Here is a 22,701-nt window from a genome sequence, read left to right as displayed (position 1 = left end):
ACGCAATTCATTCATAACTACCAACCACAACCAAATACAACATGTGTATATAACCTCAACACCCCGAAACCGGGAACAGACACGCACCACCGCCCAGGTCGTTACTGTTAAATAACGACCTGGACTTATGGAGTAGCAACAATGGTAATTATCAAATAGGGGTAAGCTTGTCGCCATAACTGCGTGGCGTGTACACCCATGTATTACCATCCAGGCGAGGGAACACACGCGTTGTCGAAGAGCCGATGAGTACCATCGTCCGCATGTCCACCTGGTCTACTTCCAATTGACCCAGCGTGATCACCCGCAACGTCTGACCCGGACGGCCAATATCCCGCCCCAGTACGACGGGAGTTCCAGGCTCACGGTGCTGGCGGATAATCTCCAGCGCCCGGCCAAGTTGCCAAGGACGTGAACGAGAAATCGGGTTATAGAAAGCCAGCGCAAGATCGGCTTGCGCAGCCAGGTCCAGACGTTTTTCGATGATCGACCAAGGCTTGAGGTTGTCCGACAGCGACAACACACAAAAGTCATGCCCCAAAGGCGCGCCAGCCTGGGCGGCGGTTGCCAGCGAAGCGGATACGCCCGGCAAGATTTCGAGCTCGACATTGTGCCAATGAGTATCCGTGGACTCGTGGAGCGCTTCGAGCACGGCGGCGGCCATGGCGAAAACGCCCGGATCGCCGGACGACACCACCACCACCGAGCGCCCCTGGGCCGCCAGTTCGAAAGCGTGGCGGGCACGCTGCATCTCTTCGCGGTTATCCGTGCAGTGCAGCACTTGATCCGCACGGAAGGGTCCGGCCATGCGCACATAGGTTTCGTAGCCCAGCACATCATTGGCGCGGGCCAGTTCAGCCCTCACCGCAGGCACCATCAGTTCGGCGGCGCCCGGCCCCAGACCAACCACCGCCAGACGCCCGCGCGCGCGGCCGATCTGCATCGGGTCCAATGGCTGCTCGGACAGTGCAACGGCAACGGTATCTTCACCCGTAATGGACACGACCGGCCCGATAGCCTGACGCGCCAGTTCGCAGGCACCGCCCTCAGCACGGGCAAAACGTAACGGCACCCCCAGTTCGAGTGCGGCCTCACGCAACGCAGGGCTGGCCATTGCGCTGTCGGGCGCCAGGAGACACGCCAGCGATTGCACAGCAATGCCGGCTCGCTGCAGCGCCTGACGCACCACGTTCGGCACATCGGTAACGTCGGCGCTGACCGCTACCAATACGCTATGCGGATAGATCAATAATTCGTTGGCCGCCGGCAAGCGCTCGACGTGACTGACATGCACCGCCAGCCGCGCCTGTGCATCCTCAGGCAGTTGCGCTTGCGCCAGCCACGGTGCCGAACCTTCGATGCGCACTGTCTCGCCGGCGAGCAGATCGGAAACGAAACGCTTGCCCAGTTCCAGATCGCCCAGGGTGTAGCCGCTGGGCGGGTTGAGCAAGCAAGTACCGAAGCGCAACTCTCCACTGGTGGTGATCGCCGGAGCAACGTCGAGATGGCTCGCAATCTCTCGCGCCATCACGTTGACGCCGCCCAGGCCACCGAGCAACGGCACCACCGCGCTACCGTCTTCGGCCACTGCCAGCACCGGAGGCTCGGCGCCTTTTTCAAGCAGCAACGGCGCCAGCGTGCGGATGACGATGCCGGCCGCGCACAAGGCGATGATCGGCGTGTCCTGTTGATACAGTTCTCGCAGGGTCGCACCGAACTCGTGATAGACACGGTCCGCGCCATCGACACGTTCGGCCAGCCCATGGATCAGGGCGCCGGGGTAAACCTGCTGTAGCCTGCGCGCGGTGGAGAGGCTGCCATTGCCGAGAATGACAATCGCCGGAACGGATCGGGTCATCAGCCTTGCCACCTTTCGCCGGGAACGATGATCAGCGAGAAATAAGGCGAAGACATGGGCTCCACCTGATCCAGCGGCACGATTTTCTGATTGGCCATGGTCGCGCGCTCGACGTACAACGCACGTTCGGCCAGACCCAGTTCTTCCAGCACCTGGCGCACCTTGGGAAAGTTGCGCCCCAGTTTCATGATCACCGCTGCGTCGGCGTCGGCCAGGCGACGCTTGAGTTCGTCATGGGGCAGCACGCCGGACAATACCGACAGGCTCTGATTGCGATACACCAGCGGCGCGCCGAGTACCGAGGCACCGCCGAGCATCGAACACACACCCGGCACGACTTCGGCCTGATAACGCTCGGCGAGCCGGTCGTGCAGGTACATGTAGGAACCGTAGAAGAACGGGTCGCCTTCGCAAATGACTGCCACGTCGCGACCGGCATCGAGATGCGTCGCCACTTCGGCGGCGGCGGCGTCGTAAAAGTCGCTGATCACTTGCTCATAGGACAGCGGCGCCGGCAACGCCTCAGTGGTTACCGGGTAAACCAGTGGCAACAGATTTTGTGCCTCTTGCAGATGCGCCTCGATGATGCCGAACGCATTACCCTTTTTACCCTTGGCGACGAAGTACGCCACCACCGGCGATTCGCGCAGCAGGCGCAGCGCCTTGACGGTAATCAGTTCCGGATCGCCGGGACCCACGCCAAGGCCAATCAAACGTCCTGGTTTGTGCATCATTCGATCTCCGTGGCGAGGGCATTGACGGCGGCGGCGGCCATGGCGCTACCGCCCAGGCGACCCTGCATGATGACGAAAGGCACGCCACGGCTGTCCGCCGCCAACGCCGCCTTGGATTCGGCGGCGCCGACGAAGCCTACCGGGAAGCCGAGGATCAATGCCGGTTTCGGTGCACCGGCGTCGAGCATTTCCAGCAGGTAAAACAGCGCGGTAGGCGCGTTGCCGATGACCACGACACTGCCCTCCAGATGCGGCCGCCACAGTTCCAGCGCAGCGGCGGAACGGGTGTTGCCCAGCTCTCGCGCCAGGTCCGGAACGCTTTCATCGCGCAAGGTGCAGATCACCTGGTTGTTCGCCGGCAATCGTGCACGGGTCACACCCTCGGAGACCATCCGCGCATCACACAGGATCGGTGCGCCAGCCGCCAGCGCATCCCGCCCGGCCTGGCCCGCGCCTGCGGAAAACTGCAAACCGTCGATTGCCTCGACCATGCCACAGGCGTGTATCACCCGAACCGCGAGTTTTTCCAGATCGGCCGGGATTCGCGCCAGGTTGGCTTCGGCGCGGATGATCGCGAAGGAGTTGCGATAGATCTCCTGACCGTCGCGGATGTAATCAAGCATCAAGGGGGCTCCGTGCGCGGGCGTCGAGCAACGTCGCGACCGCTTCAATAGTAAGGTTGCGTGCGTGCAGCGCGCCGAAACCGGGCTGCGCGGCATCGCGAAAATAGAGATCGTAACGGCCGATTGAAACGGCCAGCAGCGTGACCGGTGCGATATGCGCGGCGGCACAGGAGCGCGGGCAACCGCTCAGATGCACGTGCAGTACGTGCCCGTATCGCTGCAGCAGCCCGGCCAGTTGCAAGGCATCGCCCTTGGTGTCTGCCAGGCCTTTGCCGCATCCCACCGATCCGGTGCAGGCGATCAATCGTGATAACGCCAGATCGGGGCTACACAGCAGGCCCAGTTGCTCCAGGCGTAGAACGACTTCTGCGGCATGTTCATCGCGAACATTGGGCAACAGCAGGCTCTGCCAAGGGGTGAAACGCAGACTCGCGTCGCCAAACGCTTGCGCCAGTTCGGCGGTGCCACGGAGCATCGCGGGGTCAAGCCGTCCAAGAGGAGGCTGGGCGCCAATGTAGACCCGACCGGATTCAGCCTGCGGGCAAATGCCAATGTGCAGAGCGCCTGGGCGCGTGGTGCGGAGTCCATCGCAAATGGCTTGAAAACGTACCCGCTCGGCCAGTCGGGACAGAAAATCATCAGCCGAGTGCTCGGCCAACAAATGACGCATTCGCGATTGCTCGGGGCGTGCCAGTTCAAGGAACAAATCCAGCACCGCGACGACCAGGTCGTGACCATCGTTGAGCGTGACAGAGCCTGCGGGTGTGTCCGTTGGGCAACCCGCCAAGCCGAATGCCAGCCGACACTCACCGTCTCGCTCGAAGGCCGACAGCCACACATCATGGGGATGCTCAAGCATCGCCAAGGCCTCACCACCATCGAGTTGCACGGCGAACTTGGCGCTGAGGTCATGAAAACGTTCGTTCTGCTGCACCGTGGTCAGAATCCGATCGGCCAGCGGGCGAGTATCGAACAGCATTTGCCGATCGATGCCGGCTGTGGGACTCAGCATCAGATTGCGAACATCGTCGGCCGCCGCGCTGCCGGGTCCCAACCCGGCAGCCAGCAGGCGGTCGATCAAGGCTGTTTGTTGGCCGTCGATTCCGCGAATCTGCAAGTTGGCGCGGTTAGTTGCCTCGATTATGCCTCCGGCATAGAGCTCGGCTGCATCAGCGACAGCAACAGCCTGCTCTGAGCGGATGGCGCCACCACTGAGTTTGATTCGACATATACCGCCGTCCAACGCCTGGACGATACGCAACAACCCGGGACAGGCCGTAGGGCGTAAAGGGATGGGTGTCTGACGAGAATTCACAGGCTGACCGGTACAGGATAAAGGGCAGCATTATGCCTGCTTTGTCTGGCGGGATGAAAAGTCCGCAACGACAGACGACGAAACGCGCTCGATGCCGGCATCGGATTGCCTCGATCGACGTCAAGTCTTACTTGGGCAGCTCAGACATGAGTTTGGCGAAAACACTAACAGCCAGTATCAATTCCTTTTCTTTCTTTTATTTCATCGTGCTCGCGCAATCTGTACTTTCGTTTAAATGCGAAGACAACTAATCACACCTAAGACTTAAGACTCAGGAGAAGCACATGAATGAAAACAAAATAATCGGAATGTTGACTGGCCACAGTCTTGCTTCCTGCATGGAGACTCTCTCACTTCAAGATTACACCGACTTGACCGATTGCACGCAAATAGCCACAAAGTCCGCCGACATGCTCTGCAGCCGCTTCGTCGATTCGTCGACATGGCTGCATGAGTATGTAAAAACATTGGAGTTCCTCGGATGGTCTGTCTTTGAAGACGCCATTTTCACCCGCATCAGCCGTGTCATTTCGCATAGCGTTGCGGATTTTCTGGTCCAGAGCGCTCAGGGCATGCAGGACCCCCGACAAGGGAACGCCATGATTGACACCCTCGACGCGCTGAAACCCGACAAACCGGCGCTGGTTTCACTGGATGAAGAAAGTCTCATGGGGGAACGCTTTCAAGTTATTCCTGCGCGGTACGATTCGAAAGGCTTTCTGGAAATAGCAGTATTCAATCTTGAGCTGGTAGTCCGCACCAAGAGAAGCAGTTTCTTATTCTGGAACTGGGAAAATCAAGACGCAAAAGTCATACAGCGCCGGGCCAGCCTTAAACTTGACAGATACCGACTCGAACATAAAAGGCCGTTAATCGATAAGAAAATACACGAGATCGCAATGAAGAGATTCAACCTGCAAAAACGATAATTGAATCACTTCTTCTGCCACTTGGAAGGCTGACAACGCCAACCACGATTTCACCCGACAACCACAGGCGAATGACTTCCATACCGCGTTATCATGTGCGACCGCCAGCCGGACACGGTCCGGCACCCTGATGTTTGGCGTCGATTGATAGGTGAGGAACAGCATGACCCCGTGGCTGACAGTGGTAGGCATCGCAGAGGATGGCTTCAAGGGGCTTGGCAAAAATGCCCGACACGCCCTGCTGAACGCTGCGCGGATCATCGGTGGGCAACGGCAACTGGATTTGCTGCCAGCCTGCGTCCGTGGGCAACGGCAACTGTGGCCAAGTCCATTCACACTTGAACCGGTATTGACCCGGCGTGGCGAACCGGTATGCGTCCTGGCCAGTGGCGATCCGATGTTCTTCGGCGTGGGCGCCAGTCTTGCACGACACGTGCCCTGCGAGGAAATGCTGACGCTACCGGCGCCCTCTTCCTGTTCGCTGGCCGCCGCCCGGATGGGCTGGCCGTTGCAGGAAGTGGTCACGCTGTCAGTGGTTGCCCGCCCGATCGCCGCACTCGGCGCACAGCTGTTCAGCGGCGTGCGCTTGCTGGTGCTGAGCAACGATGGGCGCACCCCCGCCGCAGTCGCCGCGCTGCTGCGTGAACGAGGCTTTGGCCCGAGCCGTCTGACCGTGCTGGAACATTTGGGTGGCGAAGCCGAACGACGTATCGACGGCATCGCCAGCGACTGGGCCGACCCGGTCATCGCCGACTTGAACCTGATCGCGATCGACTGCCTTGCCGCCCCTTCCACACCCCGCCTGTCACGGCTGGCCGGCCTGCCAGACTCGGCCTTCAAGCACGACGGCCAGATCACCAAGCGCGATGTCCGGGCGATCACCCTCGCACGCCTGGCCCCGACGCCCGGCGAACTGCTATGGGATGTCGGCGCTGGCAGCGGCTCGATCGGTATCGAATGGATGCGTGCCCACCCGAGTTGTCGGGCACTGGCCATCGAGGCCGATGCAGGGCGGCAGCAATTGATCGAACATAACCGCGATGCCCTCGGTGTGCCTGGCCTGCAGCTGATTCGCGGCCATGCACCGCAAGCACTTCAAGACCTGGAACGTCCGGACGCGATTTTCATCGGTGGCGGCGTCACCCGCGAAGGCGTGCTGGACGCCTGTTGGGCCGCCCTCAAACCCGGTGGCCGGCTGATTGCCAATGCGGTCACATTGCAAAGTGAAATGACCCTGATGGCATGGCGTGAACAGCACGGCGGGGAACTGACGCGCATCCACATCGCGCAGGCGCAACCGCTGGGTGACTTCGATACCTGGCGTCAGGCCTTGCCGATTACTCTTCTGGACACGACGAAACCTCTCGATGCGTGACGAAACCGCCGAACAACCTGCCCCCCTGCGCAGTGGCCTGACCACTGGCAGTTGCGCCACAGCGACCAGTCTCGCGGCGGCTCGCCTGTTGCTCACCGGCGCGGCGGCGGACGCGGTACACATCATCTTGCCCAAGGGCAAACAAGTGCAGATGCGCCTGGAGTTCTGTCGGCTGACGAACGATAGCGCCGAAGCCGGCACGATCAAGGATGCCGGTGATGATCCCGACGTCACCCACGGTGCCTTGCTCTATTCCCAAGTGCGACTGCGCGCTGAGCCAGGTATTTGCTTCCTTGCCGGACACGGTGTCGGCACCGTCACCCGGCCCGGGCTGGTACTGGGCGTCGGTGAACCGGCGATCAATCCGGTGCCGCGCAAAATGATCAGCGATCACCTGACCCAACTCGCCGCAGAACACGGTTACAGCGGCGGCTTCGAGGTCACGGTGAATGTCGAAAACGGTGAAGCACTGGCATTGAAAACCATGAACCCGCGCCTGGGTATTCTCGGTGGCCTGTCGATTCTCGGCACCAGCGGCATTGTCCGGCCGTTTTCCTGCGCGGCGTACATCGCCTCGATTCACCAAGGCATCGATGTCGCCAAAACCAACGGTTACCTGCACATCGCCGCCTGCACCGGCAACGCCAGCGAAGACACCATGCGCCGGGTCTATGGCCTGCCGGAAATCGCCCTGATCGAAATGGGCGATTTCGTCGGCGCGGTGCTCAAGCATTTGCGCAAGGTGCCTGTGGATAAACTCAGCCTTTGTGGCGGCTTCGGCAAGATCAGCAAACTGGCCGCAGGGCACATGGACTTGCACAGTCGTCATTCGAGCATCGACTTGCCGCAGCTGGCCGAATGGGCCGCTGCAGTGGGTGCCGATGCAGCGTTGCAGCAAGGCATCCGTGATGCCAACACCAGTCAGCAGGCCTTGGCCATGGCCAGCGCCGCCGGTATCGCCCTCGGTGATGCGGTATGCCGTCACGCCCTGGCGTTTGCCCGTAGCGTGGTCCCGGCGCAGGTTCAGGTCGAAGTGTTCGCCATCGACCGCCAGGGCGGGATCGTCGGGCATGCGGGGGCTTTTCAATGAAACGAATGCTGTTGCTCGGTGGCGTGACCGAGGCCCTGGCCATTGCCCGAACCCTGGGGCCGCAGCACATCTATAGTCTGGCCGGCATCGGCCGCGTGCCGACGGATCTGAAATGTCAGGTTCGGGTCGGCGGTTACGGCGGTGCCGAAGGGTTGGCGCAATTCATTCGCGATGAAGGCATCGATCTGTTGCTGGACGCCACTCACCCCTACGCCGCACAAATCAGTCGGAACGCGGCAACTGCTGCACGTTCAAGCGGTATTCCCTGCTGGGCACTGCGGCGTCCGGCGTGGCAAGCACAGGCCGGTGATGACTGGCGGGAAGTCAGCGATTGGGCCGACTTGATCGAAGCCCTGAAACCGTTTCGCCGCCCGCTGTTCACCCTCGGCCGCGAACCGTTGCAGCACCTGGACGAAATTCCCCCGGAGCAATTCTGGACCCTGCGCGCCCTCGACGTTTATCCCGGCAACGAGCGCTGCGAAGTGATCGGTGCACGCGGCCCGTTCCTGATCGACGATGAGCGCGAGTTGTTCGAGCGTCGGCAGATCGACGTGCTGATCAGCAAGAACAGCGGCAGCACGGCGACCGAGCCGAAGCTGGACGTGGCGCGTGAGCGTGGGGTGCCGGTGCTGGTGTTGAAACGGCCGGTGTTGCCGGGGGTTGAGCGGGAGTTTGGTTCGATGACGGAAGTGTTACAAGTATTGAGAATGCAGCAATTTACATAGGGACTCTGATTACCATAGGTCATCGTCGCGAGCAGGTACGCTCCCACAGGATTGCGTTGTCTGGTTTTTGAGTGGGTGTCCACTGAGGTCTAGAAAATCTGAACAAAGCTTAAGTGGCACTGGCATTTTGAATTCACGACTATCATGAACACTAAGAACGGTCGACGCTGCGACACCACACCGCACGCCGCTTTTTTACTTATCGGCCCTGATCAGGCTAAATAGCCCGCGCCTGATCGCTCACCCACCGGATTTTGTCCCATGTCCCGACAACGGCTCGCAATTGCCTGGATAGCCTGCTTCGCAGTGCTGTTCAACATGCTCGCCATGCCGATGTCCGGAGCGATGGCGCAGTCGGCGAAGTCACCCGCCGAACAATTGTTGTGGGGCAGCTTTTGCACATCGAGCGGCACCAAAATGGTGGCGATCTCCCTGGACAAAATCGAACAAAAAGCCCCGCAAAACGACGATCATTCCAACATGCAGCACTGCTGGTGCTGCTCGGGCTCTGCTCCCTTGGTGGCGTTGCCCGGCCATGAACCGCGACTGTATTTCGCGCAGTTCGAGTCCAATCGAAGCCTGCCAGCGTCGTCGCTCAACACGCCGACACCGCGCCAGCAATGGCCAAGCCTCAATCCCCGTGCCTCCCCTCTGGTGTGATTTCTTCTCGCAATTGACCTGCGTTTCGAATCGTTCTGGAGAACTGCCATGTTGAACAAATTCATCGTTCTGGCCGCGTTGCTGCTGCCTGCCTGTTTTGCCAATGCCCACGAATACAAAGTTGGCGCCCTGGAAATCGCTCATCCCTGGTCGCAGGAACTGCCGCCCAATGCGCCGACAGTTGCCGCGTATTTCGTCATTCACAACGCGGGCAATACCGCCGACCGCTTGCTCAGCGTCGACTCGCCCCTTTCTGGCGAAGCGCAACTGCATGAACATGTGATGCAAAACGACCTGATGAAAATGCAACAGGTACCCAACGTGGATATCCCTGCTGGCGCCAACGTCACGTTTGCACCGATGGCCTACCACGTGATGCTGGTGAACTTGAAAGACCGTGGCCTGCTCGTCGATGGCAAGCGCTTTCCGTTGACCCTGCATTTCGAGAAGGCCGGTGACGTGACGGTTGAAGTGGCGGTGCAGAAGCAGCCACCCGAGGTCACGCACCAGCACGCGCACGCTCAGTAACCCGCTGAGCCGAATCCGTCCATGCGCACGTCAAGCGCCAGGTCATCCGCCCACCGCCATCAGCCTTCACGCCTGAGGAGCGGCAGCTGGATCAGCCTGTTCGCCATGCTGATGATCTTTATCGGTCCACTGATTTCTCAGTCGATGCCGATGGATCAGCGCGCTCCGATGTCGATGGACATGTCGATGGACATGAGCATGGACATGTCGGCAATGGAGCACGCCGACCACGGCACGCAACCACCGGCTGAACACTGCCCGCCAGCATCGGGGCACCATGCGATCTGGGAAAAATGCGGCTATTGCAGCCTGCTGTTCAATTGCCCGGCATTGACCGGCGGCGGATCCTTCGTCGCATTCAACATCCCGCCCGTCAAGACGTTCACCATCCCCTCCCCACGCCTGGGCCATGCCCGGCAAACCTTTTTCCCCGGTGCCCGCACCCGCGCCCCGCCCATCGTCGCGTAAACAGCCACCTCTGATTTCACACGGTTGAGAAGACAGCTCTGGTTGTCCGCCGTGTCGTTTACGACTGCTCGATGGAAATTGCAATGTCCAGGTTTTTTGCTGACACACGCTTGAGCCCTGCCCAAGTGTCTTTTACCCCGAACGAATCCATGATTCGTTTCAGGCACGCCACCGCCATTCTGTGCGGGGCCTTGCTGACACCTTCGGTGCTGGCCGATGAACACCCAGGTCATACTGAAGAACTGAGCCCGACGGTCATCACCGCCATTGCCCCGAGTTCGCCGCTGACCATCGTCACCAATCCGAAAGACCCGCGGCAACCGGTGCCGGCCAGCGATGGTTCGGATTATCTGAAAACCATCCCGGGATTCGCCCAGGTGCGCAATGGCGGTACCAACGGCGATCCGGTGCTGCGGGGCATGTTCGGTTCGCGCCTGAACATTCTCACCAACGGCGGCATGATGCTTGGCGCTTGCCCAGGGCGGATGGACACCCCCACCTCCTACATCTCACCGGAAACCTACGACAAGCTTACGGTCATCAAAGGCCCGCAGACCGTACTTTGGGGACCGGGGGCTTCGGCCGGCACCATCCTCTTCGATCGCGAACCGGAAAGCTTCGGCGAACTCGGCACGCGGGTTAACACCAGCGTGCTGGCCGGCTCCAATGGCCGTTTCGATAAAGTGCTGGACGCCGCTGCTGGCGGGCCACTGGGCTACGTGCGGGTGATTGGCAACACCGCCCAGGCCGACGATTACAAGGACGGCAACAACGACACCGTCGCCTCGCGTTATGACAAATGGAACGGCGATGTCGCACTGGGCTGGACCCCGGACGCCGATACCCTGCTGGAGCTGACCGCAGGCAAGGGTGACGGCGAGGCCCGGTACGCCGGTCGCGGCATGGACGGTTCACAATTCAAGCGCGAAAGCCTGGGCCTGCGCTTCGAGAAATCCAACCTCAGCGACGTACTGGAAAAGCTCGAAGCCCAGGTCTATTACAACTACGCCGACCACGTGATGGACAACTACACCCTGCGCACGCCGTCCGGTACCGGGATGATGGCCGGACCAATGGCGTCCAATGTCGACCGCCGGACCCTCGGCGCGCGAATCAAGGGCACCTGGCGCTGGGCCGATATGCAGTTGATCAGTGGGATCGACGCGCAGACCAACGAACATCGCCAGCGCAGCGCCATGGGTGTCGACGCCTACAAGGACCAGCCATACACCAAGGATGCCGACTTCCATAACTACGGGGTGTTCGGCGAATTGACCTGGTACGCCGCCGACCGTGACCGATTGATCAGCGGTGCACGCCTGGACCGCGCTTCGGCCAAGGATTACCGGCAGACCACCGGTTCAGGAATGATGACCCGACCGAACCCGACTGCCGATGACACCCGCGCGGACACCCTGCCCAGCGGTTTCATCCGCTACGAACACGACTTGGCCGACAGCCCGACCACGCTGTATGCGGGCCTGGGGCACACCCAGCGGTTCCCGGATTACTGGGAGCTGTTTTCACCCAAGTCCGGCCCCGCCGGTTCGGTGAATGCCTTCGACTCGATCAAACCGGAAAAGACCACCCAGCTCGACTTCGGCCTGCAATACAAGACCGAAGACCTCGAAGCCTGGGCTTCGGCTTATGTCGGACAGGTGCGCGACTACATCCTGTTCAACTACACCCCGACAATGATGGGCACGACCTCGCAAGCCGAGAACATCGACGCGCGGATCATGGGTGGCGAACTGGGCGCTGCCTACAACTTAACCGAACACTGGAAAGCCGATGCGACCCTGGCCTACGCCTGGGGCAAGAACAGCAGCGATGGCAGTGCATTGCCGCAAATGCCGCCGCTGGATGCGCGTTTTGGCCTGACCTACAGCGAAGACAACTGGAGCACCGGCGCACTGTGGAGAGTGGTCGCCGCGCAAAACCGTATCGACCAGAACAAAGGCAACGTGGTTGGCAAGGACTTCGACAAGACGCCGGGCTTCGGCGTGTTCTCCCTCAACGGCGCCTATCGGATCAACAGCCACTGGAAGGTCAGCAGCGGCATCGACAACCTGTTCGGCAAGGCGTACGCCGAACACTTGAACCTGGCCGGCAACGCCGGTTTCGGCTACCCGGCCAATGACCCGCAAGCCATAAAGGAGCCGGGGCGCACGCTCTGGACCAAGGTGGATATGAGCTTCTGAGAGCTTCGCGGGCAAGCCTCGCTCCTACAGCAGGAGCAAGGCTTGCCCGCGATCGGTTGTACAGCAACCGCAAAACAAACAACTAAAAGATCCAGCCAAGCGGAGCACACGTGATGAAACAGCCCAAAGTGAATTTCTACAACCTGGCCTGGCGCTGGCATTTCTATGCCGGATTGTTCGTTGCGCCATTCATGGTGATGCTGGCGCTGACCGGCACGATTTATCTGTTCAAACCGCAGCTCGACTCGCTGATGTACAGCAGCCTCCTCAACGTCCCGGCCGGCCATCACACGATCCCGGCCGATGACTTGCTCAAACGCGTAAAGGACTCGTATCCACAAGCGACGATCAAGCAATACCTGCCACCGGTCAACGCCGAGCGCAGCGCCCAGTTTGTCGTGATCAAAGACGGCACCGAGCTGAATGTGTTCGTCGATCCGTACCATGGCGACATTCTTGGCGAACAGGACGCCAAGAAGAACCTGCAAGCCATTGCCCGGGCGATCCACGGCGAACTGATGATCGGTACCGTCGGTGACCGACTGGTGGAACTGGCTGCCGGGTGGGGCGTGGTGCTGGTGGTTTCCGGGGTGTTCTTGTGGTGGCCGCGCGGTCAGGCAGCGGGCATCTTGTGGCCGCGCCTCAGTAGTCGTGGCCGCGTGCTGTGGCGCGACTTGCACGCCGTCACCGGTTTCTGGGGCGCATCCCTGTTGTTGGTGATGCTGCTGAGCGGCATGACCTGGACCGGGTTCTGGGGCCAACAATATGCGGCCGTGTGGAACGTGTTTCCGGCGGCGATGTGGGACGACGTACCGAAGTCCGACGTCGAAGCGCGCAGCCTCAACAGTGCCACGCGCCAGACTGTCCCTTGGGCCATGGAAAACACACCGATGCCGATGTCCGGCGCTCACGCCGAACACATGGCCCACGGTGGTGCCCAGGCTGGCCCGGCGGCGCCGAGCATCAGCTTGCAAGACGTGCAGAACATCGCCACCCAAGGCAAGGTCGAACCGGGTTACAGCATCACCTTGCCGACGACCGCCACCGGTGTTTTCACCATCGCGGTGTTCGCCGACGACCCGCGCAATGACGCCACGCTGCACGTCGACCAGTACACCGGCAAGGTCCTCGCCGATGTGCGCTACGAGCATTACGGCGCTGTCGCTCGCGCCACGGAAATCGGCGTGATGCTGCACGAAGGCAAGATGTTCGGTGTGGTCAACCAGATCATCGTGCTGCTGATCTGCCTGATGATCCTGCTCAGCGCCGTCAGCGGCGTGGTGATCTGGTGGAAGCGCCGCCCGCAAGGCAAGCTCGGTGTGCCGCCGCTGCGTCATGATCTGCCAAAGTGGAAAACCGCGATGGTCATCATGTTCGCATTGGCGGTGGCATTTCCGCTGGTGGGCGCTTCGCTGGTGGTGGTCTGGTTGCTCGATCGCCTGGTGCTGTCGCGCTTCATCCGGGAAACTGAAAGCGCCTCATCTTCATCGTGAGTCAGGCGAGATGCGCGGGAGCCTTGGCCCTGTAAACTGCCCGCGCGTCATCCTGGCAACTCAGGGTTACTTGCTGGCCTCATCGCGGGCAAGCCTGCTCCCACAGGGTCCATGTCTTACGCAATTTTTGTGATCGAAATAACACCTGTGGGAGCTGGCTTGCCAGCGAAGGGTCCGTTCGCTTCACCTAAAGAGTCACTGCATGACTTCGCTGAACCTCACAAATATTTCCTGGTCTCCCCTTGGTCACGGCCATTGTCATCACCAGTTCCAGCTGCGTGATGCCTCGCTGCGCGTGGCCGCCGGTGAGTTTGTCGGGTTGATCGGCCCTAACGGCAGTGGCAAGACCAGCCTGTTGCGTTGTGCGTGGCGCTTCAGCAAACCGCAAAGCGGCGAGGTCGGGCTCGGCCATCACAACGTCTGGAAGCAATCCTCGCGCTGGTGCGCGCAACGCATCGCCGTGGTGCTGCAGGAGTTCCCCGATGCCTTCGGGCTGACCGTCGAAGAAGTCGTCGCCATGGGGCGCACGCCGCACAAAGGCCTGTTCGATGGCGACACTGTCGAGGATCGAAACCTCGCCCTCCACGCTCTGGAATCAGTTGGCCTCAAGGGCTTCGAAGACCATGCGTTTACCACCCTGTCCGGCGGTGAAAAGCAGCGGGTGATCCTGGCCCGCGCGTTGGCCCAGCAACCGCAACTGCTGATCCTCGACGAGCCGACCAATCACCTTGATCCGCGCTATCAGCTGGAGCTGTTGCAGTTGGTCAAGCGCTTGAAGATCGGTACCCTGGCGAGCATCCATGACCTGAATCTGGCCGCGGCGTTCTGCGATCGGCTGTACGTGATCGATCACGGCCGCATCGTCGCTTGCGGCACACCGAAAGAAGTCCTCAACGCCGCGTTGTTACGTAACGTGTTCGGCGTCGAAGCGTTGATCGATGAACATCCCTTGCACGGCTACCCCCGTATTACCTGGATAACCCAACCATGAATCTGCTGCGTTCCAGTCTTTCCCTCGCGGTGTTGCTGGGCAGCGCCCAGGCGTATGCCGAGCCCACGCATTACCCGTTGACGGTGCAGAGCTGCAATCGTCAAGTGACCTTCCAGCAGGCGCCGAAACACGCGGTCAGCCACGACATCAACATGACCCAAATGATGCTCGCCCTTGGCCTCAAGCCACAGATGGTCGGGTACAGCGGCGTCAGTGGCTGGAAAGCGGTGACGCCACAGATGCAGAGCATCCTCGACGGCTTGCCGGAGCTGGCGGCCAAGTACCCGTCGGTGGAAACCCTGCTCAACGCCAATGTCGATTTCTTCTTCGCCGGTTGGGATTACGGCATGCGTGTCGGCGGTGACCTCACGCCGCAAACCCTGCAACCGTTGGGCATCAATGTCTACGAACTGACCGAGTCCTGCGCCTTCGTGATGAAGCGTCCACCGGCCAGCCTCGAAGACACGTACAACGACCTGCGCAACCTCGGCAGGATTTTCGACGTGCAGGATCGCGCCGATGCCGTGATCAGTGAAATGCAGGCGCAAGTCAGCAGGATTCGCAAAGGTCTGCCCGCCGATAAGCCCAGGGTCTTTCTCTATGACAGCGGTGAAGACCGGGCCATGACGTCCGGTCGCCTGGGCATGCCGCAAGCGCTGATCGATGCCGCCGGCGGGCAAAACATTCTCGCCGATGTCGACGCGAGCTGGACCCGGGTCAACTGGGAGAACGTGGTTGAGCGCAACCCGCAGGTGATCGTGATCGTCGACTATGGCGAAGTCACCGCCGAACAGAAGATTGAATTCCTGCGCAGCAACAAGGCGCTGCAATCGGTGGACGCGATCAAGCACCAACGCTTCATCGTCATTCCCTACGTGCAGGCCACCCCGGGGATCGACAACGTCCTGGCGGTGGAAACCCTGGCCAAGGGTTTGCACGGCGCATGATCAATCGTCGCTACGCCTTGTTGCTGATGGCCCTTGGCGCGCTGCTGCTGGTGTCGTGCGTGGTATCGCTGGGATTCGGCCCGGCGCGGGTGCCGGTGGACGTGGTCTGGCGGATTCTCCTGCACAAGTTGTTCGGCGTTGGTGTGCAGGAGTGGAGCGCCGGGCAGGCACATATCGTCTGGCTGATCCGCGTACCGCGCATGTTGCTCGGTGCGCTGGTCGGCGCCGGGTTGGCGCTGGTCGGCGCGGTGCTGCAAGCGGCGACCCGCAATCCGCTGGCCGATCCGCATCTGCTGGGGGTCACCTCCGGCGCAACCCTGGGCGCGGTGATCGTGATGTTGCATGTCGGTGAAATCGTCGGCTTGCTGACCTTGCCGTTTGCAGCATTCATCGGTGCATTGTTGAGCATGCTGGTGGTGCTGATGATCGCCAGCCGCCACGGTCGACTCGAAAGTGAACGCCTGCTGCTGTGCGGCGTGGCGGTGTCGTTCGTGATGATGGCGGTGGCCAACTTGCTGCTGTTCATGGGCGACCATCGCGCCAGTTCGGCGGTGATGTTCTGGATGCTCGGTGGTCTCGGGCTGGCGCGCTGGGAATTGCTCGCGGTGCCCGCCGCCAGCGTGTTGATTGGGTTGGTGCTGCTGCTGGGCATGGCTCGACCGCTCAATGCGTTGATGGCCGGCGAGCAGACTGCCGTGACGCTGGGATTGAATGCGCGATCCGTGCGGTTGCGAGTGTTCGTGATCGCTTCGCTGATGACCGGGGTGCTGGTGTCGATCAGCGGCTCCATTGGTTTTGTCGGGTTGATGGTGCCGCATATTGCGCGGCGACTGGTCGGCGCGGAACACCGTAGATTGCTGCCGGTGTGCGTACTGCTCGGCAGCGTGTTTCTGGTATGGGTCGACGTCGCCGCCCGGACGCTGATCGCGCCCGAAGACTTGCCCATCGGCGTGGCCACCGCCGCGATTGGCGGCTTGTTTTTCATCGGTTTGATGCGACGTCGTTAACATCATGTTTAATTAAAACAAACTAAAAACCACATGGATATCTGGAAAAGTCTCGTATTGAGTTGGCACTTAACAAATCCATGACCACGCTCATACTCCGCTCCAGCAAGTTACATAATAAAAACTTGCGCACATTAATGACGATTATTCCTACACCTTAACCGTCATAATTCTTACAGGAGCGGAAAGAGGTAACCATGTTCAAAAAACTCATCATAGCCATCGCACTTGTTTCAACGCCTGCATGGGCAGCCAAGCCACCCTTTACTGGCGTTGACTACAGCGGCCGATATCAATGTACCGGAATGGACAGTCATATCGGCCCGTTTGAAGGGGTTGTCGACATGAAACTCAATGCCGAACAAAGTACCGGCGAACATGGCGCCTACGGTTTTACCCTGACATTGCCCGACAACTCGCGGTATGACGGGTTTGCCGCCGCCAACTTGAATTCCCTGGCGATTTACTTTGCCCATACCGACCCGTCGCTCAAGGACTACGGTGTCGGGATAGCGAACATCGCGTCCACGCCTGACGGGAAAACTTCATTCACCAAGTACTACTACGGCCCGGAGTACGAAGGTGGCGGACATGGTTTTGAAACCTGCATCAAAAGCTGACACTCCTCGCTTACAAAACTGATACCCACTGTTGAATCCTGCTCGCGGTGGCGATCTTTCAGCCAGCGCAGATGTTGTCTGATCTACCGCTATCGCGAGCAGGCTCGCGCCTACAGTTTGATCGGCACGGCTCGCCCCAATCTGGCGCGGCCACCTGCACCAGCGCGCCAACAGCGTTCTCTCATGGTGCATCCCGCCAACACTCAATCGCTCTAAACCGACATTTTCCTACCTTTGCCCGACCGGGCACAGCCCTTGCTAAAGACCTTTCAGTAGTCCGCATCTGCCACCCAAGAAAATTCATAAGTTCATGGAGATCGCACAATGAAGCGTCGCAGTTTGATCAAGGCTTTCACACTTTCGGCAAGCATTGCCGCGATGGGCATGACCTGGACCGTCCAGGCTGCCGAGACCATCAAGGTCGGTATTCTGCATTCGTTGTCCGGCACCATGGCGATCTCCGAAACGTCGCTCAAAGACATGGCGCTGATGACCATCGACGAGATCAATGCCAAGGGCGGCGTGAACGGCAAGATGCTGGAGCCGGTGGTCGTGGACCCTGCGTCCAACTGGCCGCTGTTCGCCGAAAAGGGCCGCCAGCTGCTGACCCAGGACAAGGTCGCCGTGGTGTTCGGTTGCTGGACTTCGGTGTCGCGCAAATCGGTACTGCCGGTGTTCGAAGAGCTCAATGGCCTGCTGTTCTATCCGGTGCAGTACGAAGGCGAAGAGATGTCGCCGAACGTGTTCTACACCGGCGCCGCGCCGAACCAGCAAGCGATCCCAGCCGTTGAATATTTGATGAGTGAAGAAGGCGGCAGCGCCAAGCGTTACTTCCTGCTCGGCACTGACTACGTCTACCCGCGCACCACCAACAAAATCCTGCGTTCGTTCCTGCACTCCAAAGGTGTGGCCGACAAGGACATCGAAGAGGTCTACACGCCGTTCGGTCACAGCGACTATCAAACCATCGTCGCCAACATCAAGAAGTTCTCGGCCGGCGGCAAGACGGCGGTCATCTCCACCGTCAACGGTGACTCCAACGTGCCGTTCTACAAAGAACTGGCCAACCAGGGGCTCAAAGCCACCGACGTTCCAGTCGTGGCGTTCTCGGTGGGCGAAGAAGAACTGCGCGGCATCGACACCAAACCGCTGGTGGGCAACCTCGCGGCGTGGAACTACTTCGAATCGGTGGAGAACCCGGCGAACAAGAAATTCGTTGCCGACTGGAAAGCCTACGCCAAGAAACACAACCTGCCAGGCGCTGACAAAGCCGTGACCAACGACCCGATGGAGGCCACTTACGTCGGCATCCACATGTGGGCGCAGGCCGCTGAAAAAGCCAAATCCACCGACGTCGACAAAGTCCGTGAAGCCCTCGGCGGCCAGACCTTCGCCGCGCCGTCCGGCTACACCCTGACCATGGACAAGACCAACCACCACCTGCACAAGCCGGTGATGATCGGCGAGATCCAGGCCGACGGTCAGTTCAACGTCGTATGGCAGACCGAAGGCCCGATTCGCGCCCAGCCGTGGAGCCCGTTCATTCCGGGCAACGACAAGAAGCCGGAGTATGCGGTGAAGAGCAACTGAGTTATCCCGCTCAACCTGATCGTTCCCACGCTCTGCGTGGGAATGCCTCAACGGACGCTCTGCGTCCGCTTCAGGGACGCGGAGCGTCCCGGGCTGCATTCCCACGCGGAGCGTGGGAACGATCAAAACCAACCCCCAGTGGGAGCGGTTTTTGTGGCGAGGGAGCTTGCTCCCGTTGGACTGCGCAGCAGTCCTTTTTTGGGGCCGCTTCGCGTCCCAGCGGGAGCAAGCTCCCTCGCCACAAGAGCCAGCCTTCACATTAGTCCGAGCAAGGCGACTCTCTATGCCCACTGCCCTCTACCGCTTTCTCCTCGCCCTCGCGTTGTTGCTGCCGATGGCCACTCACGCCGGCGACGCCGAAGACTTCGTCGCCGCCAATCCCGTGCAGCAAGCCAAGTTGCTCGAAGCCTGGGCCGCGCAGCCCGATCCGGTCCGCGTCGAGCTGATCAATGCCCTGCAACAAGGTGTATTGACCGTCGACGGCCAACCGAAAACCTTGCGCCTGAACAATCGCTTGCGGGGGTTGATCGACACCGCCCTGGCCAGCCATCAGTTGCTCGCCGCCGACGCCAGACTGCGTCTGGCCGCTGCACAGCAACTACAGAAAAGCGCCAAACCGGCGCAGTTGAAATTCCTCGACCAGCAGCTTGCTGGCGAACAGGACGAAAGCGTCCATGCCGCACTGAGCCTTGCCCTGGCCAACCTGCAATTGGTCGATGCCGACCCGGCTGTGCGGCTGGCCGCTGTGCGCCTGCTCGGTGAAACCGGTGACCCGCTGGCCCGCACCCGGCTCGAAGGCTTGCTCGATCCCGCCGTTGAAACCGATGCCACTGTACGCACAGCGGCCGAAACCAGCCTGGCCCAGGTCAAACGCAAACTGCTGATCGGCGAGCTTGTGGGCCAGGCCTTCAGCGGCATGTCGCTGGGTTCGATTCTGCTGCTCGCGGCGTTGGGCCTGGCGATCACCTTCGGCCTGCTCGGCGTGATCAACATGGCCCACGGCGAAATGCTGATGCTCGGTGCCTACTCGACCTATGTCGTGCAATTGATGTTCCAGCGCTACGCGCCGCAGGCCATTGAGTTCTATCCACTGATCGCCTTGCCCGTGGCCTTTTTTGTCACCGCCGCCATCGGCATGGCGCTGGAGCGTACGGTGATTCGCCACCTCTATGGCCGCCCACTGGAGACCCTGCTCGCCACCTGGGGCATCAGCCTGATGCTGATTCAACTGGTGCGTCTGGTGTTCGGCGCGCAGAACGTTGAAGTGGCCAACCCCGCGTGGCTGTCGGGTGGCATTCAAGTGCTGCCCAATCTGGTTCTACCGTACAACCGCATCGTCATCATCGCGTTCGCCCTGTTTGTGGTGGTGCTGACCTGGCTGCTGCTGAACAAGACACGCCTGGGCCTGAACGTGCGCGCCGTCACCCAGAACCGCAACATGGCGGCCTGTTGCGGCGTGCCCACCGGACGCGTGGACATGCTCGCCTTCGGCCTCGGTTCGGGCATTGCCGGTCTGGGTGGCGTTGCGCTGAGCCAGATCGGCAACGTCGGCCCGGATCTTGGCCAGAGCTACATCATCGACTCGTTCCTGGTGGTGGTGCTCGGCGGCGTCGGGCAATTGGCCGGCAGCGTGTTCGCCGCGTTTGGCCTGGGGATCGCCAACAAGATTCTCGAACCGCAGATCGGCGCCGTGCTCGGCAAGATCCTCATCCTCGCGCTGATCATTCTGTTCATCCAGAAACGTCCGCAAGGTCTCTTTGCACTGAAAGGACGGGTAATCGACTGATGAACCAGCCTCTGATTGTCACGGCTACCCAAAAGGCCGGCCCGAAAGTCACGATCGCTGTCGGCGCGGTGATCCTCGCCCTGCTGCTGGCATTGCCGCTGCTGTCGTTGCTACCGGTGGACAGCACGTTGCATGTATCCGCCTACACGCTGACGCTGGTGGGCAAGATTCTCTGCTACGCCATCGTTGCCCTGGCGCTGGACCTGGTCTGGGGTTACGCCGGCCTGCTGTCCCTGGGCCATGGTCTGTTCTTCGCCCTCGGCGGTTACGCGATGGGCATGTACCTGATGCGCCAGGCCTCGGGAGATGGCTTGCCGGCGTTCATGACGTTCTTGTCGTGGACCGAGCTGCCGTGGTTCTGGACCGGCACCAGCAGCTTTCTCTGGACCCTGTGCCTGGTCGTTCTGGCGCCGGGGTTGCTGGCTCTGGTATTCGGCTTCTTCGCCTTCCGTTCGCGGATCAAGGGCGTGTATTTCTCGATCATGACCCAGGCCCTGACCTTCGCCGGGATGCTGCTGTTTTTCCGCAACGAAACCGGCTTCGGTGGCAACAACGGCTTCACCAACTTCCGCACGATTCTCGGCTTCGGCATTACTGAACCCGGCACCCGCGCCGTGCTGTTTTTCGCCACGGTGCTGTTGCTGGTGGCGAGCCTGTACATCGGCTGGCGGCTGGCGCAAAGCAAGTTCGGCCGAGTGCTGACCGCGCTGCGCGATGCGGAGAATCGCTTGATGTTCTGTGGCTACGATCCGCGTGGTTTCAAGTTGTTCGTGTGGGTGTTGAGCGCTGTGCTATGCGGTTTGGCCGGCGCGTTGTATGTGCCGCAAGTCGGCATCATCAACCCGAGTGAAATGTCGCCGACCAACTCGATTGAAGCGGCGGTGTGGGTGGCCCTCGGCGGTCGTGGCACCTTGATCGGTCCGTTGCTCGGTGCCGGCGTGGTCAACGGCATGAAGAGCTGGTTCACCGTGGCGTTCCCCGAGTATTGGCTGTTCTTCCTCGGTGCGCTGTTCATTGTCGTGACCTTGTATTTGCCCAAAGGCGTGATCGGTTTGCTGAAAAAGAGAGGTGAGCAATGAGAGTCACTGCGACGGCGCAATTCATGCTCGAACCCGCGTTCTTCCCCGTGGAGCCCAACAAGGACGCCGGCACCAGCCGCGACACCATCGGCCTTGGTCAACGCGCCGGCAAGGGCCTGAACACCCGCCACGGCACCATCCTGACCCTGGAAGACATCAGCGTCAGCTTCGATGGCTTCAAGGCCCTGAACGATCTGAACCTGTACATCGGCGTCGGCGAACTGCGCTGCATCATCGGCCCCAACGGCGCGGGCAAGACCACGTTGATGGACGTGATCACCGGCAAGACCAGGCCCAGCCACGGCAAGGCCTGGTTTGGCGAAACCCTGGACCTGACACAGATGAGCGAAGTGCAGATCGCCCAGGCCGGTATCGGCCGCAAGTTCCAGAAGCCCACAGTGTTCGAGGCCCTGAGCGTTTTTGAGAATCTGGAGCTGGCGCAGAAAACCGACAAGTCAGTGTGGGCCAGCCTGCGGGCGCGGCTCAATGGTGAGCAAAAGGATCGCATCGCTGAAGTGCTCGACACCATTCGCCTGACCGCGTCGGTCAATCGCCCCGCCGGATTGCTGTCCCACGGGCAAAAGCAGTTTTTGGAGATCGGCATGTTGCTGATGCAGGACCCGCAATTGCTGCTGCTCGACGAACCGGTCGCGGGCATGACCGACGCCGAAACCGAATTCAC

Annotated in this window: 21 protein-coding genes; 17 read left to right on the top strand and 4 right to left on the bottom strand. The window is 60.7% G+C overall.

From position 1 onward, the window contains the following. Positions 1–151: 151 nt before the first annotated feature. From cobJ to cobG, 4 genes are read right to left on the bottom strand one after another with little or no spacing between them, the layout of a single operon-like run. Complete coding sequence (gene cobJ / locus D8U69_RS11335; RefSeq protein ID WP_130907314.1) at positions 152–1,858, bottom strand: precorrin-3B C(17)-methyltransferase; 1,707 nt, start codon at positions 1,856–1,858, stop codon at positions 152–154. After that, positions 1,858–2,589: a precorrin-2 C(20)-methyltransferase gene (locus tag D8U69_RS11330; protein ID WP_056852452.1), complete on the bottom strand. Its 732-nt coding sequence runs from the start codon at positions 2,587–2,589 to the stop codon at positions 1,858–1,860. The genes cobJ and D8U69_RS11330 overlap by 1 nt, the downstream gene beginning before the upstream one ends. Continuing rightward, positions 2,589–3,215, bottom strand: a complete 627-nt coding sequence (locus tag D8U69_RS11325; RefSeq protein ID WP_056852451.1) for a precorrin-8X methylmutase — start codon at positions 3,213–3,215, stop codon at positions 2,589–2,591. The genes D8U69_RS11330 and D8U69_RS11325 overlap by 1 nt, the downstream gene beginning before the upstream one ends. After that, positions 3,208–4,530, bottom strand: a complete 1,323-nt coding sequence (cobG, locus tag D8U69_RS11320) for a precorrin-3B synthase (RefSeq protein ID WP_130907313.1) — start codon at positions 4,528–4,530, stop codon at positions 3,208–3,210. Before cobG ends, D8U69_RS11325 begins: the two co-directional genes overlap by 8 nt. A gap of 284 nt (positions 4,531–4,814) precedes the next feature. Between cobG and D8U69_RS11315 the strand changes: the two genes are divergently transcribed. From D8U69_RS11315 to D8U69_RS11230, 17 genes are all read left to right on the top strand, one after another. After that, on the top strand, positions 4,815–5,459 hold the full coding sequence (locus D8U69_RS11315) for a hypothetical protein (RefSeq protein ID WP_130907312.1): 645 nt from the start codon (positions 4,815–4,817) through the stop codon (positions 5,457–5,459). Between the two features lie 163 nt (positions 5,460–5,622). Next, complete coding sequence (gene cbiE, locus D8U69_RS11310; protein WP_130907311.1) at positions 5,623–6,834, top strand: precorrin-6y C5,15-methyltransferase (decarboxylating) subunit CbiE; 1,212 nt, start codon at positions 5,623–5,625, stop codon at positions 6,832–6,834. Beyond that, complete coding sequence (locus D8U69_RS11305; protein WP_056852447.1) at positions 6,827–7,924, top strand: cobalt-precorrin-5B (C(1))-methyltransferase; 1,098 nt, start codon at positions 6,827–6,829, stop codon at positions 7,922–7,924. The genes cbiE and D8U69_RS11305 overlap by 8 nt, the downstream gene beginning before the upstream one ends. Beyond that, positions 7,921–8,649: a cobalt-precorrin-6A reductase gene (locus tag D8U69_RS11300; RefSeq protein WP_130907310.1), complete on the top strand. Its 729-nt coding sequence runs from the start codon at positions 7,921–7,923 to the stop codon at positions 8,647–8,649. The genes D8U69_RS11305 and D8U69_RS11300 overlap by 4 nt, the downstream gene beginning before the upstream one ends. Positions 8,650–8,910: 261 nt before the next feature. Continuing rightward, positions 8,911–9,309: a DUF2946 domain-containing protein gene (locus D8U69_RS11295; RefSeq protein WP_130907309.1), complete on the top strand. Its 399-nt coding sequence runs from the start codon at positions 8,911–8,913 to the stop codon at positions 9,307–9,309. 48 nt (positions 9,310–9,357) lie between these two features. Further along, positions 9,358–9,837: a copper chaperone PCu(A)C gene (locus D8U69_RS11290; protein WP_056852444.1), complete on the top strand. Its 480-nt coding sequence runs from the start codon at positions 9,358–9,360 to the stop codon at positions 9,835–9,837. A gap of 21 nt (positions 9,838–9,858) precedes the next feature. Beyond that, positions 9,859–10,305: a DUF2946 domain-containing protein gene (locus D8U69_RS11285; RefSeq protein WP_130907308.1), complete on the top strand. Its 447-nt coding sequence runs from the start codon at positions 9,859–9,861 to the stop codon at positions 10,303–10,305. Positions 10,306–10,454: 149 nt separating this feature from the next. Beyond that, positions 10,455–12,506: a TonB-dependent copper receptor gene (locus D8U69_RS11280; RefSeq protein ID WP_241668652.1), complete on the top strand. Its 2,052-nt coding sequence runs from the start codon at positions 10,455–10,457 to the stop codon at positions 12,504–12,506. A 113-nt stretch (positions 12,507–12,619) separates the two neighbouring features. Next, positions 12,620–13,999 carry a PepSY domain-containing protein gene (locus D8U69_RS11275; protein WP_130907306.1) on the top strand — a complete coding sequence of 460 codons (1,380 nt, stop codon included), beginning with the start codon at positions 12,620–12,622 and terminating at the stop codon, positions 13,997–13,999. Between the two features lie 202 nt (positions 14,000–14,201). Continuing rightward, positions 14,202–14,990 carry an ABC transporter ATP-binding protein gene (locus D8U69_RS11270; protein WP_130904001.1) on the top strand — a complete coding sequence of 263 codons (789 nt, stop codon included), beginning with the start codon at positions 14,202–14,204 and terminating at the stop codon, positions 14,988–14,990. Next, positions 14,987–15,937, top strand: coding sequence for an ABC transporter substrate-binding protein (locus D8U69_RS11265; protein WP_130904000.1), 951 nt, complete (start codon positions 14,987–14,989; stop codon positions 15,935–15,937). Before D8U69_RS11270 ends, D8U69_RS11265 begins: the two co-directional genes overlap by 4 nt. Next, a complete protein-coding gene (locus D8U69_RS11260; protein ID WP_130907305.1) occupies positions 15,934–16,944 on the top strand; it encodes an iron ABC transporter permease in 1,011 nt (336 codons plus the stop codon). The genes D8U69_RS11265 and D8U69_RS11260 overlap by 4 nt, the downstream gene beginning before the upstream one ends. 197 nt (positions 16,945–17,141) lie before the next feature. Continuing rightward, positions 17,142–17,564 (top strand): hypothetical protein, encoded by a 423-nt coding sequence (locus D8U69_RS11255; protein WP_056852437.1) that lies wholly within the window; start codon positions 17,142–17,144, stop codon positions 17,562–17,564. A gap of 324 nt (positions 17,565–17,888) precedes the next feature. Further along, positions 17,889–19,154 carry an urea ABC transporter substrate-binding protein gene (gene urtA, locus D8U69_RS11250; protein ID WP_056852436.1) on the top strand — a complete coding sequence of 422 codons (1,266 nt, stop codon included), beginning with the start codon at positions 17,889–17,891 and terminating at the stop codon, positions 19,152–19,154. A gap of 283 nt (positions 19,155–19,437) precedes the next feature. After that, positions 19,438–20,940: an urea ABC transporter permease subunit UrtB gene (gene urtB, locus D8U69_RS11240; protein ID WP_056852435.1), complete on the top strand. Its 1,503-nt coding sequence runs from the start codon at positions 19,438–19,440 to the stop codon at positions 20,938–20,940. After that, entirely contained in the window at positions 20,940–22,019 is a 1,080-nt protein-coding gene (gene urtC, locus D8U69_RS11235; protein ID WP_056852434.1) for an urea ABC transporter permease subunit UrtC, read from the top strand. Before urtB ends, urtC begins: the two co-directional genes overlap by 1 nt. After that, the coding region (locus D8U69_RS11230) for an ATP-binding cassette domain-containing protein (RefSeq protein WP_130907304.1) at positions 22,016–22,701 on the top strand (686 nt) is incomplete at its 3' end. The genes urtC and D8U69_RS11230, both read left to right, overlap by 4 nt.

It is taken from the genome of Pseudomonas sp. Sample_16, from assembly GCF_004307665.1.
GTDB lineage: Bacteria > Pseudomonadota > Gammaproteobacteria > Pseudomonadales > Pseudomonadaceae > Aquipseudomonas.
The sequence above is the reverse complement of the archived record's forward strand: the minus strand, read 5'-3'. Positions and strand labels throughout refer to the sequence as shown.